The sequence below is a fragment of the Nonomuraea sp. NPDC049684 genome (genome assembly GCF_044465345.1).
Lineage (GTDB): Bacteria > Actinomycetota > Actinomycetes > Streptosporangiales > Streptosporangiaceae > Nonomuraea.
Map to the genome: position 1 here is coordinate 1,063,413 of NZ_JBITLO010000001.1, position 18,826 is coordinate 1,082,238.

The 18,826-nt window shown below is 69.5% G+C and carries 18 protein-coding genes; 10 read left to right on the forward strand and 8 right to left on the reverse strand.

The features are described from left to right. Positions 1-51: 51 nt before the first annotated feature. A complete protein-coding gene (locus ACIBST_RS04755) occupies positions 52-504 on the reverse strand; it encodes a carboxymuconolactone decarboxylase family protein (protein ID WP_397169137.1) in 453 nt (150 codons plus the stop codon). Positions 505-574: 70 nt separating this feature from the next. Between ACIBST_RS04755 and ACIBST_RS04760 the strand changes: the two genes are divergently transcribed. Then, positions 575-2,488, forward strand: coding sequence for an aminotransferase class I/II-fold pyridoxal phosphate-dependent enzyme (locus tag ACIBST_RS04760; protein WP_397169138.1), 1,914 nt, complete (start codon positions 575-577; stop codon positions 2,486-2,488). 264 nt (positions 2,489-2,752) lie between these two features. Here ACIBST_RS04760 and ACIBST_RS04765 read toward each other — a convergent pair whose 3' ends face one another. The 4 genes from ACIBST_RS04765 to ACIBST_RS04780 all read right to left on the reverse strand — a co-directional run bounded on the left by ACIBST_RS04765 (position 2,753) and on the right by ACIBST_RS04780 (position 8,675). Beyond that, positions 2,753-5,827, reverse strand: coding sequence for a S8 family serine peptidase (locus ACIBST_RS04765; protein WP_397169139.1), 3,075 nt, complete (start codon positions 5,825-5,827; stop codon positions 2,753-2,755). Positions 5,828-6,086: 259 nt separating this feature from the next. Continuing rightward, complete coding sequence (locus ACIBST_RS04770; protein WP_397169140.1) at positions 6,087-6,959, reverse strand: hypothetical protein; 873 nt, start codon at positions 6,957-6,959, stop codon at positions 6,087-6,089. Between the two features lie 91 nt (positions 6,960-7,050). Continuing rightward, entirely contained in the window at positions 7,051-8,091 is a 1,041-nt protein-coding gene (locus ACIBST_RS04775) for a CU044_5270 family protein (protein WP_397169141.1), read from the reverse strand. Then, on the reverse strand, positions 8,091-8,675 hold the full coding sequence (locus ACIBST_RS04780; protein ID WP_397169142.1) for an RNA polymerase sigma factor: 585 nt from the start codon (positions 8,673-8,675) through the stop codon (positions 8,091-8,093). The genes ACIBST_RS04775 and ACIBST_RS04780 overlap by 1 nt, the downstream gene beginning before the upstream one ends. A 145-nt stretch (positions 8,676-8,820) precedes the next feature. Between ACIBST_RS04780 and ACIBST_RS04785 the strand changes: the two genes are divergently transcribed. Continuing rightward, positions 8,821-9,345, forward strand: a complete 525-nt coding sequence (locus tag ACIBST_RS04785; protein ID WP_397169143.1) for a hypothetical protein — start codon at positions 8,821-8,823, stop codon at positions 9,343-9,345. Positions 9,346-9,982: 637 nt separating this feature from the next. Continuing rightward, complete coding sequence (locus ACIBST_RS04790; RefSeq protein ID WP_397169145.1) at positions 9,983-10,432, forward strand: RICIN domain-containing protein; 450 nt, start codon at positions 9,983-9,985, stop codon at positions 10,430-10,432. A 250-nt stretch (positions 10,433-10,682) separates the two neighbouring features. Here the strand turns inward: ACIBST_RS04790 and ACIBST_RS04795 are convergent, their stop codons facing one another. After that, positions 10,683-11,021, reverse strand: coding sequence for a beta/gamma crystallin domain-containing protein (locus ACIBST_RS04795; protein WP_397169147.1), 339 nt, complete (start codon positions 11,019-11,021; stop codon positions 10,683-10,685). 146 nt (positions 11,022-11,167) lie between these two features. Here ACIBST_RS04795 and ACIBST_RS04800 point away from each other — a divergent pair, with 146 nt between their 5' ends. From ACIBST_RS04800 to ACIBST_RS04825, 6 genes are all read left to right on the forward strand, one after another. After that, a complete protein-coding gene (locus ACIBST_RS04800) occupies positions 11,168-11,326 on the forward strand; it encodes a hypothetical protein (RefSeq protein ID WP_397169148.1) in 159 nt (52 codons plus the stop codon). 74 nt (positions 11,327-11,400) lie between these two features. Beyond that, positions 11,401-11,901, forward strand: a complete 501-nt coding sequence (locus ACIBST_RS04805) for a SigE family RNA polymerase sigma factor (protein WP_397169150.1) — start codon at positions 11,401-11,403, stop codon at positions 11,899-11,901. Continuing rightward, on the forward strand, positions 11,898-12,770 hold the full coding sequence (locus ACIBST_RS04810; RefSeq protein ID WP_397169151.1) for a PASTA domain-containing protein: 873 nt from the start codon (positions 11,898-11,900) through the stop codon (positions 12,768-12,770). Before ACIBST_RS04805 ends, ACIBST_RS04810 begins: the two co-directional genes overlap by 4 nt. A gap of 290 nt (positions 12,771-13,060) precedes the next feature. Then, positions 13,061-13,399, forward strand: coding sequence for a PadR family transcriptional regulator (locus tag ACIBST_RS04815; RefSeq protein ID WP_397169153.1), 339 nt, complete (start codon positions 13,061-13,063; stop codon positions 13,397-13,399). After that, the gene (locus ACIBST_RS04820) at positions 13,396-14,307 is read left to right on the forward strand and encodes a hypothetical protein (protein WP_397169155.1); all 912 of its coding nucleotides are present in this window, start codon (positions 13,396-13,398) and stop codon (positions 14,305-14,307) included. The genes ACIBST_RS04815 and ACIBST_RS04820 overlap by 4 nt, the downstream gene beginning before the upstream one ends. A gap of 474 nt (positions 14,308-14,781) precedes the next feature. Next, positions 14,782-15,381 carry a hypothetical protein gene (locus tag ACIBST_RS04825; protein ID WP_397169156.1) on the forward strand — a complete coding sequence of 200 codons (600 nt, stop codon included), beginning with the start codon at positions 14,782-14,784 and terminating at the stop codon, positions 15,379-15,381. A 329-nt stretch (positions 15,382-15,710) separates the two neighbouring features. Here the strand turns inward: ACIBST_RS04825 and ACIBST_RS04830 are convergent, their stop codons facing one another. Both ACIBST_RS04830 and ACIBST_RS04835 read right to left on the reverse strand, forming a co-directional pair. Next, complete coding sequence (locus tag ACIBST_RS04830; RefSeq protein ID WP_397169158.1) at positions 15,711-17,723, reverse strand: sigma-70 family RNA polymerase sigma factor; 2,013 nt, start codon at positions 17,721-17,723, stop codon at positions 15,711-15,713. Beyond that, on the reverse strand, positions 17,723-18,037 hold the full coding sequence (locus ACIBST_RS04835; RefSeq protein ID WP_397169159.1) for a YciI family protein: 315 nt from the start codon (positions 18,035-18,037) through the stop codon (positions 17,723-17,725). The genes ACIBST_RS04830 and ACIBST_RS04835 overlap by 1 nt, the downstream gene beginning before the upstream one ends. A 63-nt stretch (positions 18,038-18,100) precedes the next feature. On the opposite strand from ACIBST_RS04835, the gene ACIBST_RS04840 reads away from it, so the two are divergent. Continuing rightward, the gene (locus ACIBST_RS04840) at positions 18,101-18,766 is read left to right on the forward strand and encodes a DUF998 domain-containing protein (protein WP_397169161.1); all 666 of its coding nucleotides are present in this window, start codon (positions 18,101-18,103) and stop codon (positions 18,764-18,766) included. Positions 18,767-18,826: the final 60 nt, after the last annotated feature.

Below are 18,826 nucleotides of genomic sequence, written 5' to 3' on the forward strand. Positions count from 1 at the left end.
GGGCCGCCCCCCCCCCCCCCCCCCCCCCCCCGGCAGCGGGGAACGGCGGGTCTACTCGGTGCCGGGGGTCTTGCGCGTGGTCACGTTCATGCGGTTCCAGGCGTTGACCGTGAAGATCAGCGCGATGAGCTGGGCCAGTTCCTTGTCGTCGAACTGCCGCGCGGCCTCGTCGTACACCTCGTCCTCGACTCCGTCCGGCAGCAGGGTCACCGCCTCCGTCAGCGCCAGGGCGGCGCGTTCCTTCGCGGTGTAGAGACCGGCCTCCTGCCAGGCGCTGAGCTGGTAGATCCGCGCCTCGCTCTCACCGGCGCGGCGGGCGTCGCCGGTGTGGTAGTCGATGCAGTACGCGCACCGGTTGATCTGCGAGGCGCGGATCTGCACCAGCTCGACCAGCACCGGGTCCAGCCCTTCGCGGGCCACGGCGTCCAGGGCCAGCACGGCCTTGAAGACCTTGGGGGCGACACGCGAGAGGTTCATCCGTTCGGCAACGGCAACGTTCGTCATGGGCACCACGCTAGGAGCGTGATCGGCCCACGATATGGTGCATTCCGATGACTCTTTCCTGGGCCAATTCGTGAGCGGCAGCGACCTGCACCTGGAGCTCACCGGCACCGGCGGCGCCCGCGTACGGCTGATGCGGGCCCTGCGCGAGGCCATCCGCTCCGGACGGCTGGCGCCCGGCACCCGCCTGCCGCCCTACCGCGCCCTCGCCGTGGACCTGGGCATCGCCCGCAACACGGTGGCCGCCGCCTACGCCGAACTCGTCGAGGAGGGCTGGCTCACCGCACGTCAGGGCTCGGGCACCCAGGTCGCGCACCGCGCCGCGCCTCTGGAGCCGGACCCGCGGCGAGCTCCCGCGCGTCCGTCCCGGGCGCGGATCGTCCACGACCTGATGCCCAGTTCCCCCGACGCCGCCGCCTTCCCCCGCTCGGCCTGGGCCACCTCCGCCCGGCGGGCGCTGACCGCCGCCCCCAGCGACGCCTTCGGCGTCGGCGACCCCCGCGGCCGGCCCGAGGTGCGTCAGGCGCTGGTGGACTACCTGGCGCGCACCAGGGGCGTACGCACCACGGCGGAGCACATCGTGATCTGCTCGGGATACGCGCACGGGTTGCGGCTGCTGTGCCAGGTGCTGCGCGGGCCGGTCGCCGTCGAGGCCTACGGGCTCGCCTTCCACCGCTCCCTGCTGACCGAGGCAGGGCTGAGGACCGTCCCGCTCACCGTGGACGCCCACGGCGCCCGGATCGAGGACCTTCCCGCCACGGACGCGCGGGCGGTCCTGCTGACGCCGGCGCACCAGTACCCGACCGGCGGCGCCCTGCACCCCCGGCGGCGGGCCGCGGTCATCGACTGGGCGCGCGCCACGGGCAGCCTGGTGCTGGAGGACGACTACGACGGCGAGTTCCGCTACGACCGCGAACCGGTCGGCGCCGTGCAGGGCCTCGACCCCGACCGCGTCGTCTACTTCGGCTCGACCAGCAAGAGCCTGTCCCCCTCGCTGCGGCTCGGCTGGATGGCGCTGCCCACCCGGCTGGTGGACGACGTGCTCGCCGCCAAAGGCACGCGCGAATTCTGGTCAAGCGTCACCGACCAGCTCACCCTGGCCGACTTCATCGCCTGCGGCGCCTACGACCGTCAGCTGCGCCGGATGCGAGCGATCTACCGGCGCCGCCGCAGCCTGCTCACGGCCACGCTCGCCGAGCGCGCCCCGCACATCACCGTCAGCGGCATCGCCGCGGGCCTGCACGCGGTGCTCGACCTGCCCCCCGGCACCGAGGAGGCCACCCTGCGCGCCGCCCGCCGCCTCGGCCTCGCCCTGGACGGCCTTGCTCCCTACCGGCATCCCGACAGCGCCATGCCGGCACGCGACGGCCTGGTCATCGGGTACGGCACACCGGCCGAGCACGCGTTCGCCGCCGCGCTGGACGGCCTGTGCCTGGCTCTGCCCGGCCCCGATGACATCAGGATCACTGAGGGCCGCTGCACCGCTCTCGCCTTACGAGATCACGAGATACTCAGATGGGGTCCGGACGAGAGGGCCGGTCCACGGCCTGCAGATCCATGCCCCGCGAGGCACTCAGAACTCTCCCTGGAGGTAGTCGGGATGGACAATTCCACCGAGGAACTACGCGCAGCCGAACGCCGCCTTCAAGCGGCGCAACTGGCGGGTGACGCCGACGCCCTCGACACGCTTCTCGACGATCGGCTGATCTTCACCAACGGCATCGACGGAGCCCTGTACACCAAGCAGGACGATCTCGACATCCAGCGTTCCGGCGCCCAGTCGTTGACCCAGGTGGAGGAGGAGGATCTACGCGTCCTCGTTGACGGCACGACCGGCATCACCTGGTTCCTCGGCACCATCGCGGGCACGGCCGGCGGGCAGACCTTCCGCGCCCAGATGCGCTACACCAGGAGCTGGACCAGGGATGCCGCAGGTGACTGGCGGGTCGTCGCGGCCCACGCCAGCATCGTGCCCCCACAGCAGTAGCCAGCGTACGGCTCCGCACAACGCCTCGCAGCCTCCGGTCCCCTGTCCGTTGTGATCCATCGAGGGCAGGGCGAGGCGAACGGGCCGGTCGAACCCGAGCTGACCGGTCCGCCCGTCGGCCTCCGTCAAGCGCACCGCCAACCTCAACCGTCGCCGACGCGGGGAATCCAGCCAAACCATCGCCGCAGGGGTGCTGATCGCAGGCGCGCACGTGTGCGGAGCCGGAGGCGACGGTGGTCGTCTCCGGCTCCACGGCTGGGGAGGTTATCCGACCGCGTAGGCCCGGTGGATGGTCTGGCTGACGCTGTTGTCCGCGCTGTCGGTCACCGTGGCGCGCAGGGACACGAAGCCCGCTGTGCGCGGATTGTCGATCTGCGCCGTCCACGCCGAACCCTCGGCCCTGACCCGGATGTCGCGCCAGGTCACTCCGTCATCGACGGACATCTGCAGGTGGATGGACGTCACGGCCGCCGCGGGAGCACCGGGGTTGCGTTCGATCCAGATGGGCAGCCGGGTGGACGATCCGGGCTTGGCCCGGTTGTACTCGTCCAGCCCCTTGGGGGCGTAGCGGACCGCCGACAGCGGGAGTGCTTCCCGCCCGGCGGTGTGCGCCGAGCGGAACGTCCACGTCGATGCCACCTTCGTGGAGAGCGTGGAGTACGGCACCTGCCGGTCGGACGTCGCACTGAGCGTGTACGTCGCGGGCTTCGCCGGGATGCCGGCGGTCAACCGGCAGGAATCGAGCTCCCACGGGCCGCACCCGGTGTAGTCGATCGTGGAGATGACCTGACCGTCCTGGGCGAGGATGACGGTGCCGGTGGCCGCGCCATCCGTGCCGACCCGGCCGGGCACGCCCTCGGAGAACAGCCGGGCGCCGTCGAACACCACGGTGTCACCCTCTCGCCAGCCGCCCAAGGTGGCGAAGGACGGACCGCTCACGGCGGCGCCCCACGTCCGACGATCGCGGCCGTGGCCGGTGGGCTCCGTGGCCCCCGTGACCGCGGAATCGCCGACGCGCAGCGCGCTGGACCACTTATACCCTCGCGTCCGATATTCCGTCAGCTTGCCCGGCAGCGGCACATCGTTCGTGGGGGTCAGGAATCCGGCAGAAACGCCTTCGACGGCGTTCGCCACGAAGTAAGTGCCCTTCGCGGCCGTTCCGGCGCCGCGGAAGGTCGTGGTCACCTGGTCGAGGTCCTTCACCCTGGCCGTGCAGGTGGGGTCCTCGGGCATGCCGTCCTGGCGTTCGTCCACCAGGTCGTAGCGGACGGGGGTGGGAGAGGCGTCCTTCTTGTGGAAATGCATCCTGCTGACGTACTTCAGTCCGGGCTGCTGGGAGCCGAGCACGAAGTACACGGAGCTGGGGTCGGGCCTGCCTCCGGCCCAGCCGAGCCACCATGAACCGTTGATCACCCACATCTCGGTCCATCCGCTGGTGACAGCCGTGGGCTCGTCCAGGGTGAACCTGATCGGTTTGGCCTTGCGCGTGTCCAGGATCACCTCCGTGCCCTGTTCGCCGACCTTCACCGGCAGGTGCGTGGTCGTGATGCGCGATCCTTCGTAGATGTCCACGTACAGGCTCCACTCGCCGGCGGGGAGCCGGTAGGTGTCCGGCGCGCCGATGAGGAGCATGCGAACGCTCTCGCCCTTGCCGTTGTAGAACTCCCCGACCGCGTCGACGGGCCGGCCGTCCGCGCCGAGCGCGCTGATCTTCACGTCGTAGGCTTCCGGCTCCACGTACGCGGTGGCGACGGTGCGGATGAGCAGGTCACCCGATCGGGCGGTGACGGCGCCCGGGTGATCACCGGGTTGTCTGCCGGTCCCGTCGATCGTCACGGTGACGGACGCCGTGCCTCTGGCGGGCACCTCGACCCGCTGTGCCGAGGTGCGCAGCACGCCGCCGTCCGCGGTGAGGTCGAGCGTGACCGGGGAGTCGCCGGCGTTGGTGTAGGTGATCTCCTTGGCCGCCTGCCGCTCGCCGGATTCGCCCCAGCGGAAGACCGTGCCGATGTTCGCGGGGCTGGCGTACACCTCCTGGCCTATCGCGCGGACCACGTCGACGCGCCCGGCGCCCTGGTCGAAGTGCGTGGCGCCGGCCTGCGGCGCGGCGCTGCCGATGAGCGCGGCCTTGAGCTGCTCTCCGTTCCAGTCCGGGTGCCGCTGGGCGAGGATCGCCGCCGCGCCCGCGACGTGTGGCGCCGCCATGGAGGTGCCGCTGTGGGTGGCGTACGGGCCCTCTGCCGTGCCCTGCGCGGCCGCCGCCGTGATGTCGACGCCGGGGGCGGTCACGTCCGGCTTGATCGCGTGATCGCCCAGTCTTGGGCCGCGGCTGGAGAATTCGGCCATCTGGTCGGACTTGTCGACCGCGCCGACCGTCAGTGCCGCCTCGGCGCTGCCCGGGCTGCTGACCGAGCCAGATGTTCCGTCGTTGCCCGCCGCGATGACGAACAGCGCTCCCGTCCGCGCCGACAAGGCGTTGACGGCGTGCTCCACCGGATCGACGCCGGGCGTGTCCGGGCTGCCGACGCTCACGTTGATGATCTTCGCCTTGACTTCGGCGGCGGCCCATTCCATGCCTGCCAGCAGTGCCGATTCGCCGGCGTACTCGCCGCCGACCTTGCCGAGCGCGATCTTCGCCCCCGGCGCGACGCCCCGGTACTTGGCTCCGGCTCCTGCCACGATGGACGAAACGTGGGTGCCATGTCCAACGTTGTCGGTGATGTCGGGTTCGTCGGAGAAGTTGCGCGACTGCGTGACGACGTCCTTGAGATCGGGGTGAGTGGCGTCGTAACCGGAGTCGAGCACGGCGACCGTGACACCGGCTCCGGTCAGCCCCTGTTGCCACGCCTGCGGGGCCCCGATCTGTTTGACGCTCTGGTCAAGGGTGAGGGGCCGCTTGCCGTCCAGCCAGATCTTCGACTTGCCCGCGGCCAGTGACCGGGCGTCGCCGACCAGACTCTGCCAGGTCTGGCCCGCGGTCACCTTGGGGACGCTCGTGGCGGCCAGCCCCAGCCCGGCGAACTCCTTCGCCTTCCGTGTTCCGCTGAGCCTCTGCGCCGGCTTCCCTTGGGGTGACTGCACGATCAGCGGTATCTCCGCCTTGTGGGCGTCGCCGTATCGCCAGGTGAGCAACTGCGTGACGTCGAACAGACGCTCGTCCAGCAACCCCTGTGCCAGCAGCCGCTTCGCGTCCTCTGGAATGACGTGGAGGTGGCCCTGACGGCGCTGAACGTCGAAGCGCTCCTTTCTGCCCGGTCCCGGCTCGATCCGGTGACCGTTCGCGGTGACGGTCACCCGGTCACCGGTCAGCAGCGTCACCGAGCCCGGCACTTCGGTCACCGGAGAGACCGGCTCTGCCGCCTGCGCGGCGCTCGTGGATCCGCTGGCGACGAGACATCCCGCCACGAGCATGGCGAGGGTTGCGTGTGTTGATGTCATCTGCTCTCTCGTGGTCGATGTGCGGGGAGTTGCTCGTCCGATGGGGCAGAGACGCTGATGGCCTGGGAAGCGACTCTGCCGTGCCACCGGCAGGAACCTTGGAGGCGGAGGAATCGGGGTGCCGCCCGCGCGCCACGAGCGGCCCCCTGGCGTGCTGTGGTCAGACGAGCTTGCGGTAGATCCGGGACGGGATCGCCTGTGCCGCGCCCTCCCGGCCGAACTCCCGGTAGACCCCCGACGTGATCTCCATGGCCTTGGGCGAGTAGGCGGGGTAGAAGTCCTTGCCGCACTCCAGGTCCTTCAGCGCCGCCTTGATCTCCTTGTCCAGGTACGGCCTGGCCTGCGCGGGCTTCAGGTTCGGCCGGAAGATGACGGTCTTGCCCTTGGGCAGTTCGCCCTTCCACGCCTTCTTCGCCACGTCGGACGCCTGCCGCACGATCTTCGCGTGGCTCAGACCGTCCAGCTCGGCCGGCTCGGTCTGGTTGACGCCCAGGCATGCGGCGAACTGCTTGCCCAGCTGGACGAGCTCCTTGTCCTGGTCGAGGACGCTCAACGACTTCCGTACCGCCTCTTCGAGCTGGTCGCCGTAGTCGTCCTGGGAGGTGACGGTCTTGCCCAGCACCTCCTTGACCGCCCGGGAGAAGCAGGATTCGTCGGCGGCGCGCCACTTCTTCAGCTCACCCGCCGACAGCGACATCAGCAGCTTGTTGTTCGGGTTGTCCTGCTGGACGGGGTTGACCACCTCGTCCTTCGGATAGACGTTCACCGACCAGACGCCGAAGCCGTACTTGGCCCGGTAGGCCCGCAGCGCCTTCAGGTCACCCGCGAGCCGCTCCTGCTCCCCGGGCTGCCACTTGTAGCGCGTCTCCGGGGAGGCCACGTACTCCAGGCCCCGCTCGGTCATGCAGGCGACGCGCTCGGCCTCCAGTTGCGCCTGCTTCTCGTACGCGGCGGCGTCCCCGGACGGCGGCGACGCGGGCCCGCCGAACGAGCCGGCGAGCAGGGTGACCGCAATCGCCTTGACGATGAACATCGATGTTCTCCTTTTTGACGGCATGCCGGATCTGTCGGAAGGCATGCGAAACAGAACTCACGGCCGGAACGGCCGGATCAGAGGGAAAGTCTCAGCAGGGGATCTTCATGCGGGACGCCTTCGGCGACACCTCGGGCAGGCCGGTGGCGAGGTCGACGGCGAGCACCGCGCTGCCGGTCACCGTGCCCTTCTTCTCGATGTACTCGACGCCCGAGGACACCTTCACCTTGCGGTCCCTGGTGCTCACCGTGCGCTCGCCCAGATAGCGATAGGTCGTCCGATCGAAGATCAGCTCGGACCGGGTGCCGTCGCCCTCGTCCATGGCGGCGGCCAGGCCGGGGCGGCCGGCGGCGTCCACGGCGTCGCCGACGAGCACGATGCCGTCCAGCCCGGCCGCGACCTGGTACAGCGCGGCTCCCAGGCCGGGACGCACCACGGACTCGCGGACCAGGCTCTGGAGGGCGTGCCAGATGCGCAGCGGGTCCTCGCCCGTGTCGGTCACGATCTTCGCGCGCACCTGACCGGGGTCCGTCGGCCAGGCGCCGAGCCGCGCGTAGGCCGGCCGGCCGGGACAGGTTCCCGGCTCGTACACGATGTCCTCGACGCCGTGGTCCCAGTACCTCCGGGGCGCCGGTCCCGTGCCCGACAGGCTCTGGCTGCGGCTCAGCCAGGGCTTGCCCACGTCGGCGGCCTCCCACCGCTCCTCGCTGACGAGCACCCTGGTGTACTGCGTCTCGCCCGACTCGCCCTTGGTGTGCAGACTGCGCTGGACCAGCGTCTTGGTGTGCACGTACTGCCCGCGGGCGGGCACCGTGTCGGGACGGTCGGCGGCGGCCCGCGCGGCCAGGGTGAGCAGCGCCTTGGCGTCGGCCGGAGGAGCGGCGAGCAGATGCCCGGGGGTACGCGGATCGGAGCCGCCCAGACTCGTCTGGGTGACGATGATGCCGCCGGTGAGCAGCACCGCCATGGCGCCGACCAGGGCGACGCGCCGGATCGGCAGCGCGCTGCGCCACGAACGGCCCGGACGTGGCGCGGGCGCCTGGCGGAGCAGGCGGTCACGTCCCCTCGCCGCCGCCTCCGGCGTCGGCTCGGGCTCGGCGAACACGGCCTCGACCAGCTTCAACTCGTCCATCACCACTCCCCGATCGGGTTGACGTCGCCGAGGGCCTTGCGCAGCTTCCTGCGCGCCCTGTTGATCCGGGACCCGACGGTCCCCACCGGGATGTCCAGGGCCGTGGCGATCTCCTCGTAACCCAGCCGGCCGAACACGAGCAGGAACACCACGTCACGATCACCCTTCGCCAGGCCCTTCAGCCCCCGTACCAGCTGCGGGCGGCTGGCCAGCGCCGCCAGTTGCGAGGTCACCTGGTCCTCGGGCCCGTCGGCGGTGTCCTCGGCCGCCACCTTGCTGAGCGCGTTCAGGCGGCGGCCCTCCCTGCGGCGGTGCCGGGCCACGACGTTCGTGGCGATGCCGAACAACCACGACCGCACGGTGCCCCGCTGCGGGTCGAAGCCGTGCCTGCCGTGGAAGGCGAGCAGGAAGGCGTCCGCGACCAGGTCCTCGGCCTGCTCGCCGCCGAGCCGGGCGGCCAGGTAGCGGTAGAGCTCGGTGAAGTACCGGTCGTACAGCAGGGCGAAAAGCTCGGGACTGTGCAGCGACCGCTCGACCACGGTGACGTCTTCCATCACGTCATTGGCGTCAGGTGGTGCAGTCATGGCGTCCTTCCGAAGGCGACTGTCATCCAGTGTTCGCCGCTCGGCAGGTTTTCTTCACGGCAATTTCCGTCCAGGCAGCGCCGGCCTGCCGTCCGGTGAGCGCGGCGGCCTGAGACGCGGTTTCTCGGTTTCAGGGACCGGGAGCATGTCGGCGATCCGCCAACGGGCATGGATCAATGTTCATGCCCTCACCCTCAGCGCGAGTTCCGGGCCGCCACCGGCTCTCCTCCACGCCGTTCGTCATGGGGCCACGAACCGCGGCGACTACTACGGCGGCGGCATGCTCTGTCCGACCTGCGCCGCGCGCAACCTGCCGTGGCTGTCTGCCTTTGTCCACCGCGAGCAGGATGTCAGCCTGGCCCTCCTCGTCACCCAGCAGCCTGCCCAAGACCACCTCAGCGTCGGCCGCGCGCACCACGGCGCAGCCCTCACCCTGGCCCCCTCCGCCACCACAGCGGGCGTGACCACCATACCCACGTCCGCGCCGGCCCCCATGACCACGCCGGCGCCCGCGGAGACCCCCACGCCGCCGACGTCTACCGTTACCAGCTCCCCCGAACAGCTGCCTCATCGAGCCGGCAAGCGCCCATCAACCGAGAACGCAACGGCATTGCTCCCGGCGCTGCCACTTTCACGTACCCACATCAACAATCACCTGTCCACTGGCTGATAGCGGCTAAGCGGCGGCGATACATGGACATAGTCTTTTAGACACCCATCCATGGACGATGGCTCCGCGTAGTTTGGCGTCGATTCCGGACCCGTCGTGGCGATCTCACCTGACACCGCTGGCGCGATTAAGTTGCAGACGCTTGAACCCTGTCCGCATGTGGCCACGACTGGAGGGTGATTTCCCGCTCGCAATCAAGTTTCATAGAGACGAACGGCGCGCCGCTGCCTCGATCACCGATTGGAGGGAATCATATGGCCACTCCTGCTGTCGCCAGCCTGATCAATAGGCAGTTACAGCTGGTGATCGGCATCGAGGACGCATTCCAGGTCATGCAGCGGACCGGGAAGAGACGGCCGGTCAACCAGTAATTGAAATCAAGCCCGCCCGCGATCCTACCGGCGTCCACAAACTCTTCGCCGAACATTCGGGACAGGCGGGCATGTCGCTGGTGCTCGCGTCGGGATTCGACAGTTCATCCCGGACTTTCTTGACCGGCGCATCTGTCGGGATTCGTTGCTGAAGAATATCTGTCATTTTGAATGTCGACCGACTCAATTTGTTCACCACTGGCAGGGCACACCATCCGGTGTGTGTCAGGCCCCTATCCCCGTTTTCCCCTACCAAGGAGGTAACCATGGCTCCCTTCCCTCCGCGAGCTCGGCTGATCGTCAAGCATTCGGGCAAGGTGCTGGCCATCGAGAACGCCAGCCTCAAGGACGGTGCCAGTCTGAACCAGTACGACTCCGGCCACCAAGACAACGAGAAGTTCGAACTGCGCGACGCCGGCGACGGCTACGTCCGCATCGTGGTCAAGCACTCAGGCAAGGTACTGGCCATCGAGAACGCCAGCCTCGACTACGGCGCCAGCCTGAACCAGTACGACTCCGGCCACCAAGACAACGAGAAGTTCGAACTGCGCGACGCCGGCGACGGCTACGTCCGCATCGTGGTCAAGCACTCAGGCAAGGTACTGGCCATCGAGAACGCCAGCCTCGACTACGGCGCCAGCGTGAACCAGTACGACTCCGGTAACCAGGACAACGAGAAGTTCCGGCTGGAGCCCATCAGCGACGCCAACTGGTAAGTCACAAGGTTCGGTACGTCCGTGCCGTCCGCGCGCCGGATGGCACGGACGTACCTGACATCGCGGTTCAGCTTCGCCGCCGGAGCCCAGCGCAAGGACCTGCCGGCGACCACCCCGCCCGGCGGCTGGAGCGCCGCAAGGCCGTGCGCTGCGGCGATCGCGCCGTCACAGCAGCCCGCCTGGACAAGCTGTTCCCCGCCCCCGACCACGTCGAGCAGGCCGACCTGTCCGGGATCCGGACGGCGACGTCTCACAGGATCTCGATGGAGGCCACCTTCGGAGGGCGATTCGGGAAGCTGATCTCGGTCCAGCGAGTGATCCTCACCGAGTCGCCGTTGGCGTCGTAGTAGATCAGATCGTTGTTGCCGGTGGAGATCCGGTCGACCCACCATCCGCCGAAGTCCGTCCTGCCCCTGTTGGCGTAGCAGTCAACGCTCTGGCGTCCGCCGGAGTGTGACCAGATCTTCAGGAAGTTCTCGCCGCCCCGGCATTCGACGTGGTCGATGGCGAAGGCGGGGCCCCCGGGGACGGTGATGGTGAGTGCGGCGGCTGCGGCGAATGCAGCCAAGGTGGTCAGTGTGCGTCGCACGATTGCGGTTCCTTCCGGGGGGTCCCAGGGCAGCAGGTGCTGCCCACCCATCATGAACGTTGAGTACTTGGCTGATTACTATCGGTAACGAAATGATGTTGTAGCTTACGAGAGCGCGAAGGCTCCCCCAGTCTTTGGGGGTAGTGATGGCCCGCTGGGCCAGCCTGGCGCGGGGCGGCTGCCAGGTCCCGCCGTTGGCTGCTCCCGAGCTGGGCGAGCACACCGACGAGGTGCCGGCCGACCTGCTGTCCCCTTCGCCGCCGGAGCAGGCGTCCCTGCGCGCGGACGGCGTGGTCGTCATCTGACCTCGGCTCTTCGAGAAGGCACTCAGCCTCCGGACGGGCTCGCGCGTTGGGAGGGCGAAAGGGGACCTTCATTCATGACAGATGACGACGAGGCTGCCTTCGACGACTTCCTCGCCACGAGAAGCACCTCGTTGCTGCGTACCGCGATCCTGGTGTGCGGGGCGACGCAGCACGACGCCGAGGACCTGGTCCAGCACGCGCTGGAGAAGGTCTACCGGAACTGGCCGCGGATCAGGCACGACAACCCCGAGGCGTACGCGAGGAAGGTCGTCGTGAACGCGGCGATCAGCAGGGCGAGGCGGCGCAGGGTCGTCCAGGAGATCATGTTCGCCCGGCCGCCCGAGACCGCCGCCGACTCCCCCGACCTCGACCTGCGCGACGCGCTCATCGGCGAGTTGCGCAGGCTGCCGCCCAGGATGCGCGCCGTGCTCGTCCTGCGCTACTGGGAGGACCAGTCCGAGCAGGCCACCGCGACCCTGCTCGGCTGCTCGGTCGGGACGGTCAAGAGCCAGGCCGCGCGCGGGCTCGCCAGGATCCGCCAGAACATGGATGTCGCAAGGGAAGTGACGAGATGACGATCGAGGACGACCTCGCCGACGCCATGGCGGCGCACGTCGCCGAGGTTCAGGCCGGACCCGGAGTGGGCAGTACCGTACGCCGGAGACACCGCGCCCGCGTGACCAGGCTCCGCGTGGCGGGGGCGGCGATCGTCACGGCGGCCGTGGCCGTGACCGTGCCGGTGATGCTGAATCCTGGCGAACCCGCCGACACCGGCCAGAACCAGGTCGTGATGCGCAACGACGTGACCGTGCCCGACGTGACGGGCCGGCGCGCCACCGAGGCGGCGAAGGCGCTCCACGACGCCGGGCTGAAGGTCGCGCTCGCCGGGATGCGGAGCGACAACGGCCTGGTGGGCATGCAGGAACCGGCCGCCGGCAAGGTCGTCGCGTGGGGCAGTACGGTCACGCTCCACGTCCAGTTGCCGCCCGCGCCGACGCCGCAGGCCCTGGGGGACCTCGGCGACGGGCGCAAGTTCGGCGGCATCCAGCTCACTTACCTCCCGGACGGGCTCGAGTGGGGCAAATGGTCGAAGGACGATGTGATCGGCCCCGGCAAGAGCTACACCACCAGCTTCCAGAAGCCGGGCCTCCCGCAGGCCGGCTATGCCGTCCAGGTGATCGTGGCCCTTGGCGCGTCCGCGGACGCCCTGTACGACTTCCTGCCGGAATCGCGGGCCGAGACGGTGGACCTCGGCGGCCACCCCGCACGACTGTCCAAGGACGGCGACTCGGGGGCCGCCGGCGGCCCGATCACGCCCGCGGTCGCCTGGAAGCTCCGCGAGGACCTGGCCGTCAAGGTGCTCATCGGCCCCGAGTACGCCAAGGAGATCGACGCCATGGGTGAGTTGTGGAAGATCGCGAAGGGCGTCCGCCCGGTCCGGTGACGCGCGCCGACCGTCGCCACCCGGCGTCCTTCGCCCGAACGTCCCCAGCCGTCAGGTAGCACTGACCGGACAGAACAGCGGTTCTGTCCGGTCCCTGGAACGGCACAGCCGCAGGTCGACGTCCGCGCCGCTCGACGCGGGCCATGTGACCGACTGACAAGGCGCCGAAGGTCCCTCCGGCTTGTGGCGCGCGGCATCAAGATGAGCAGTTGGTGCAGTTCGCGATAGCCGGCGGAGGTGAATTGCCGAAAGGGAGTACCTGGCCGCTCACCCCTAGTTAGAGTTCCTGCATGGGTGCAACTCCTCGGATGACGGTGCCGACCCAATTGGTTCTTCGCGCTCTCCTTCAGGTGCCGACCCGCGAGATGTACGGGCTGGAGATCTGCGCCGCCGCTGGACTGCAACCGGGCACCATCCATCCCATTCTCGCCCGCTTCGAGCACGTCGGATGGCTTGAGAGCCACTTCGAGGATGTGGATCCCCGTGAGGTCGGCCGGCCGCGCCGTCGCTATTACAAGCTCACCACTGACGGCGCCGAACAAGCACGCATCGCCCTGGCGCAGGCCCAGGCCAAGATCGCAAAATCGAGCTCGATGAGTCAGCCCCGGCATCTCGGTGACCTGGCATGACCGATGGCGACGTCACCCCTTCTCACAACATCGCCGCTCTGGGGGCGCATGTTGAACAGGCAGAGGATTCGTCTGCCTATACGTATGCGCGCGAACTCCAACGAGACCTGACGTACTACTCGGACGTTGGCGCCTACATCGAGATCAACCTCATCAAGCAGGTGGATGAAAGCCCTGGCACGCTCAAGGAGCTTCTTGGTCAGGCCATCCTGCTCGCACGCGCACTGCGTTGCACGATGCAGCGGTCCCTGCCTCTGGAAATCGACAGTCAGCTCACCGTCTACCTGGAAAGAGCGGCCTCGCACGCGGTCTTGCTGGCTCAGTCGTTGAGCCTGACCATGCACGGCAACTCCTCCTACCACCTCGGCAGCGGGCGAGACGACACCCGCAAGCTCAACCTGAACCTCGACGCCTCCCTCGCCCTGGTGCGCAAGCTCTCGGCTCAACCAACCGAACGGCGGGAACTGAATCACCTCGCCTCACCAGCTCTACGTTTGCTCCAGCTACAGGCGCGCCTCCTACCTTCCGCGGCCCGGGACCGCTACCTGGAGGAATGGCGCGCGGAACTGCATTTCCTGGCCAAGACCCGCACGGGCCAGTTCGTGCAGCTGAAATACGCGCTGCGCCAGCTCGGAAAGGTGACCCAACTCCGATTTGCTCTCCGACCCCACGCCTTCCTGATGCGTCGCATTCAGATCTTCCTGTATTGGACGCTCAGGAGCCATCTCCGCACATGGGTCGTTCTTGGGCCTCTGCTCGTTCTGGCGATCAGCAACGTGTGCATCCAGCAAGGGTGGGGGTCCGCAGTTCTGGCGTTACCGGTCATCCCGGCCTTTTGCGGGGGCGTGAAGTGGCTCAGGAAGCGCTTGGGCATCAAGACCAAGCGCAAACCACCACCGCCGAAATAGCACACCGCTCGGGGCCGGCTCGGTTGCGCGTGCGGCGCCGAAACCCGTCTATTGCGTCTGGCCTGGCCTTCTATCCCCCGGCACTCGCGTTTCTACGCCTGCGGCGTCTGCTGATGGTCCGATTGCTCGGCTGGTTGACGCTTCGCGCCAGCGCGATCCGGGGACGCCCGAGGACGAGCGCCGTTTCAACCCATCATCGCCCCCTTCAAGGCCGCTACCTCCGCCCGTCATGGGCACGACCTTGGCCAAGGGCCGCCACGGGACTGGTCGACGAGTACCACAGAGCAGCCTGATCGCCCGGCAAACGCCCAGCTCAGCAGCGATGTCAGCGTTCTGGCATCGCACAGGCCGCAAGCCGGCTCCAAGACGATCTTTAGTGCCGTCTGCGACCTTGCCGCGGAAGCGACGAGGTAATCCGCCGGCACACGTGCTCTAGGCGCACGTCGCGCGAAGCAGGACACAAACCTGAAGGACATGAACATGTACAAGAAGGCCCTGACCGTCGCGACAGCGGCGGCCGCCCTGGCCGCCCTGACCTCAGCGCCCGCGTCTGCGGTGGTAGCCAAAAATGCGGCGGTATTCGAGGCCGCGACACCGAGCATCGAGGTCTTCTACGGAAGTTTCATTCGCCTCAAGGAGCCGGACAGCATATTCGAGTGCCCGCAGGACGAGGTGCTGATCGGCCGGGCCCACTATGGGGACGAGACCGACTGGACCATGAACCAGTGCGGCCGGATCTACATCGACGGTGAACGAGTCTCCGTACTGCATGAGAACTGGAATTGGAATACCAGGCAGAAGGAGAGCAACTCGTACTTCCTAGGTTCCGGTGACCAGGTCATCGTCGGCAGGCAGCACTTGGGGGACGAAAATGGTGACACCCGCCACAAGTACGGCACGCTGCGCTGGCGCGGAAGCGAGCTGCGGCTCACCTCTCGCTACTGGACCGAGTTGATGAAGGAGAGCAACCACTCCACGGCGGCGGGTCCGGGGCAGGTCATGACCGGCCGTCGGCACAATGGGGACGAGAACGGCTTCACTGCCTACGCGTACGGCACGATCACGGTCGGCTGAGGCCCCGCCCTCCTCTCCGACACGGCGACGCCCCTCCCCGAAGGGCAGGGGCGTCAGCTTGCCCATACACCGGCTGGGAGGCGGGGGGGGCAGAGAGCAGCGGTTCGGCGGTGCGCCGCGGTGCGGTGCTGTGAGGCGATTTCGGAGCCGCGAGCTCCTGGACCTCGTCCTGATCCGCAAAAAACGCCAGCTGACTCCCGTGCTCCAGGAGCATCTGATCCACTACAACGGGCGCCGGCCGCACCAGCCCCCGCATCAACGCAGCCAGCCCGCGACCTGACCGACCTGGATGGGCGTGCTGAAGGAGAGCGCGCTGCCCGACGTGGCGGTCACCGCGCTGCTGTGCGTGGTGCGGGTGCCGATCGGCGTGCGGACGCTGCGAGCTGGTGCAGGGTGTAACCGCCCGAGGCCCGCTTGAACAGGTACTCGGCGCGTTCGTACGACAGGCGGCCTCTGCCGGTCTCGGGGCACAGGTCGGCCGGGTCCGGCGTCCGGGCGGGGGCGGGCCTGCGGTCGGCCAGGAAGAGCGGGCCGCAGGTCCGGCCCGCGACCAGCTCCTCCAGCAGGGCCGCGGCGCCGTCGCCCCACGTGATCGTGGCGGCGCGGCGGGCGGGCAGGTCGAGGTCCTCGACGTCGAGCGCGAGGACGGCGGCGGCCGGGGCGCCCGATTCGTGCACCAGCCGCCACAGCGCCCTCTCCCGCGGCGACGGGTGCCGCCAGAGCGCGGCCAGGGTCTGATCGGCGACGGCGGGGCGTCTCCTGCGGTCGTCGTGCTTCCTGGGCAGCTCGGCCGACAGGTCGGCGAGGCCCGCCCAGGCGCTGAACGACCGTACGGCCGCGCGGTGCCGGTTCCAGGTCCTGGGCGCGGCCGTGCTCCACGCGGCGGCGAAGACCCTGGCCACGAGGGCGGGGGTGATCTCGGCCAGCGGCGTGGCGACCCCCAGGTCCAGGCGCAGCCGCCGCAACGTCTGCCCGTACGACCGGATCGTCCCGGCGTCCAGGTCCGTACGCGCCAGGAACCGGTCCGCGGCCTCGCCGAGCGGGGACGCGTCCAGGACGCCCGCCGTACGGGCGAGGAAGGAGGTGGTGCGGTGGCGGGCGGCACGGGCGAGGGAGGAGGCGGTGCGATGGCGGGCGGCGCGGGTGAGGAGGAAAGCGCGTTCGGCGGTGTTGCGGGTGAGGGCGGCGGCCCGCTCGAACGCCGTCCCGGCCTCGGCGTCGCGCCCCGCCCGCGCCAGCAGGTCGCCGTGGACGGCCGACAGCGGCGGGTAGTCCCGCAGCGCCGGGTCCGACAGCAGCGAGTCCACCAGCGCCAGCCCCGCCTCCGGCCCGTCCGCCATGCCGACGGCGACCGCCTGGTTGAGCCGGACCACCGGCGAGGGCAGCAGCCGTGCCAGCGCGCCGTAGAGGGCCGCGATCTGGTCCCAGTCCGTGTCGGCCGCGCCGGCCGCCTGCGCGTGACACACCGCGATCGCCGCCTGCAGGACGTACGGGCCGAGCCCTCCGCCGGCCGCCCGCGCCCTCAGCATGGAGGCGAACCCGGACGCGATCAGCTCCCGGTTCCACCGTCCCCGGTCCTGCTCGTGCAGTTGCACCGGCTCCCCCGACGGCCCGGTACGGGCGTCCGCGCGCGACTGCTGGATCTCCATCAACGCCACCAGCCCGTGCACCTCGGACTCGCCCGGCGCCAGCCCGGCCAGCAGCCGCCCGAGCCGCAACGCCTCCAGCGCCAGGGCGGGCCGCATCAGGTCCTCACCCGCCGTGGCCGAGTAGCCCTCGTTGAAGATCAGGTAGATGACCTCCAGCACGGACGCAAGCCGTACCGCCAGCTCGGGCCCCCTCGGCAGCTCGAACGGCACCCCCTCCTCGGCGAGCGTGCGCTTGGCGCGCGCGACGCGTCCGGCCACGACGGCCTCCCGCACCAGGAACGCGCGGGCGATCTCCGCGGTGGTCAGGCCGCCGAGCAGCCGCAGGGTCAGCGCGGTCCGCTCCTCGGCGGGCAGCACCGGATGGCTGGAGACGAACATCAGCCGCAACACGTCGTCGCCGACCTCGGCCTGCTCCGGTCGTTCGCGGTCTCCGAGGTGCTCGGGCTCAAGGTCGCGGAGCGCCTGATCGTGCCGCCGGGTCCGGCGCAGGTGGTCGAGGGCGCGGCGCTTGGCGGCGGTCGTCAGCCACGCGCCCGGCCTGTCCGGTACGCCGTCACGCGGCCAGGTCTCCAGCGCGGCGACCAGCGCGTCCTGGGCGAACTCCTCGGCCAGGCCCACGTCGCCGAGCATCCGGGCCAGCCCGGCGACGATCCGCGCGGACTCCTCCCGCCAGACCGCCGTGACGGCGTCCATCAGTAGATCTGGCGCATGTGGCACTCGCCGTCGCCGACGACCGCGAAGAAGCGCCGCGAGATCTCCAGCGCCTCCTCCCGCGAACCGACCTCGATCAGCGCGAACCCGCCCGCCATCTCCTTGGCCTCGGCGAAGGGCCCGTCGGTCACGGTCAGCTCGCCGCCCGCGGATTTGAGCACGGTGCCGCCCAGCTCCATGCCACCGGTCGCGAGCAGCACGCCCGCCTCGGTGAGCTCCTGGATGAACCTGCCCATCTCGGCGTGCAGCGTCTCGTCGTCGCGGCGCTCGCTCACGTTCGTCAGCAGAAATCTCATATGCGTTCCCTGTCACATCGCCCGTTCGTCGCGTATGCAGTAGAACACGAAAGGACACCGGACATGACCGCCATCACCACCACTACCGCCCCCGCCGCCTCGACCCGGAGCCTGCTGACCGCTGGCGCCGTCGCCGCCCCCCTGTGGACGGTGGTCAACCTGGCCCAGGTGCTCACCCGCGAGGGCTTCGACATCGTCCGCCACCCGCTCAGCCAGCTGTCGACCGGTTCGCTCGGCTGGGTCCAGGTGGCCGACTTCCTGGTCGTCGGCGCGCTGGTGATCGCCGGCTCGTACGGGCTGCGCCGGGCCGTTCCCGGCCGGTGGCTCCCCCGCCTCCTGCTGGTCAACGGCATCGGGATGATCTCCGCGGGGATCTTCCGGATGGACGCCGGCGACGGCTTCCCCGTCGGCACCCCCGCGGGCCCGCCCGCGACGATGAGCTGGCACGCCGGGCTGCACATGGCTTCGGGCTCGATTGCCTTCATCGCCCTGGCCGCGGCCTGCTTCGTGCTCGGCCGCCGCTTCTCCCGGGCCGGAGCCCCTGGCTCGGCCGTCGCGTCCTTCGTGGCGGGCGCGGCTGTCATCGCCGGGAACGGCTGGACGATGAGCGGCGGCCCGGGCGGTTCGGTGACCCTGGCCGTCGGAGTGACCGGCGCGATGCTGTGGGTGTCCGCGGTCGCCTTCCGGCTGCGCCGCCGCGGCTCTCTCACCTGGTCGGACGCTCGCTGATCCGCAGAGGTAGGGCGTCGAGCCACTCGGACGATGTCGACGCGCCGGACGACCCTCGGC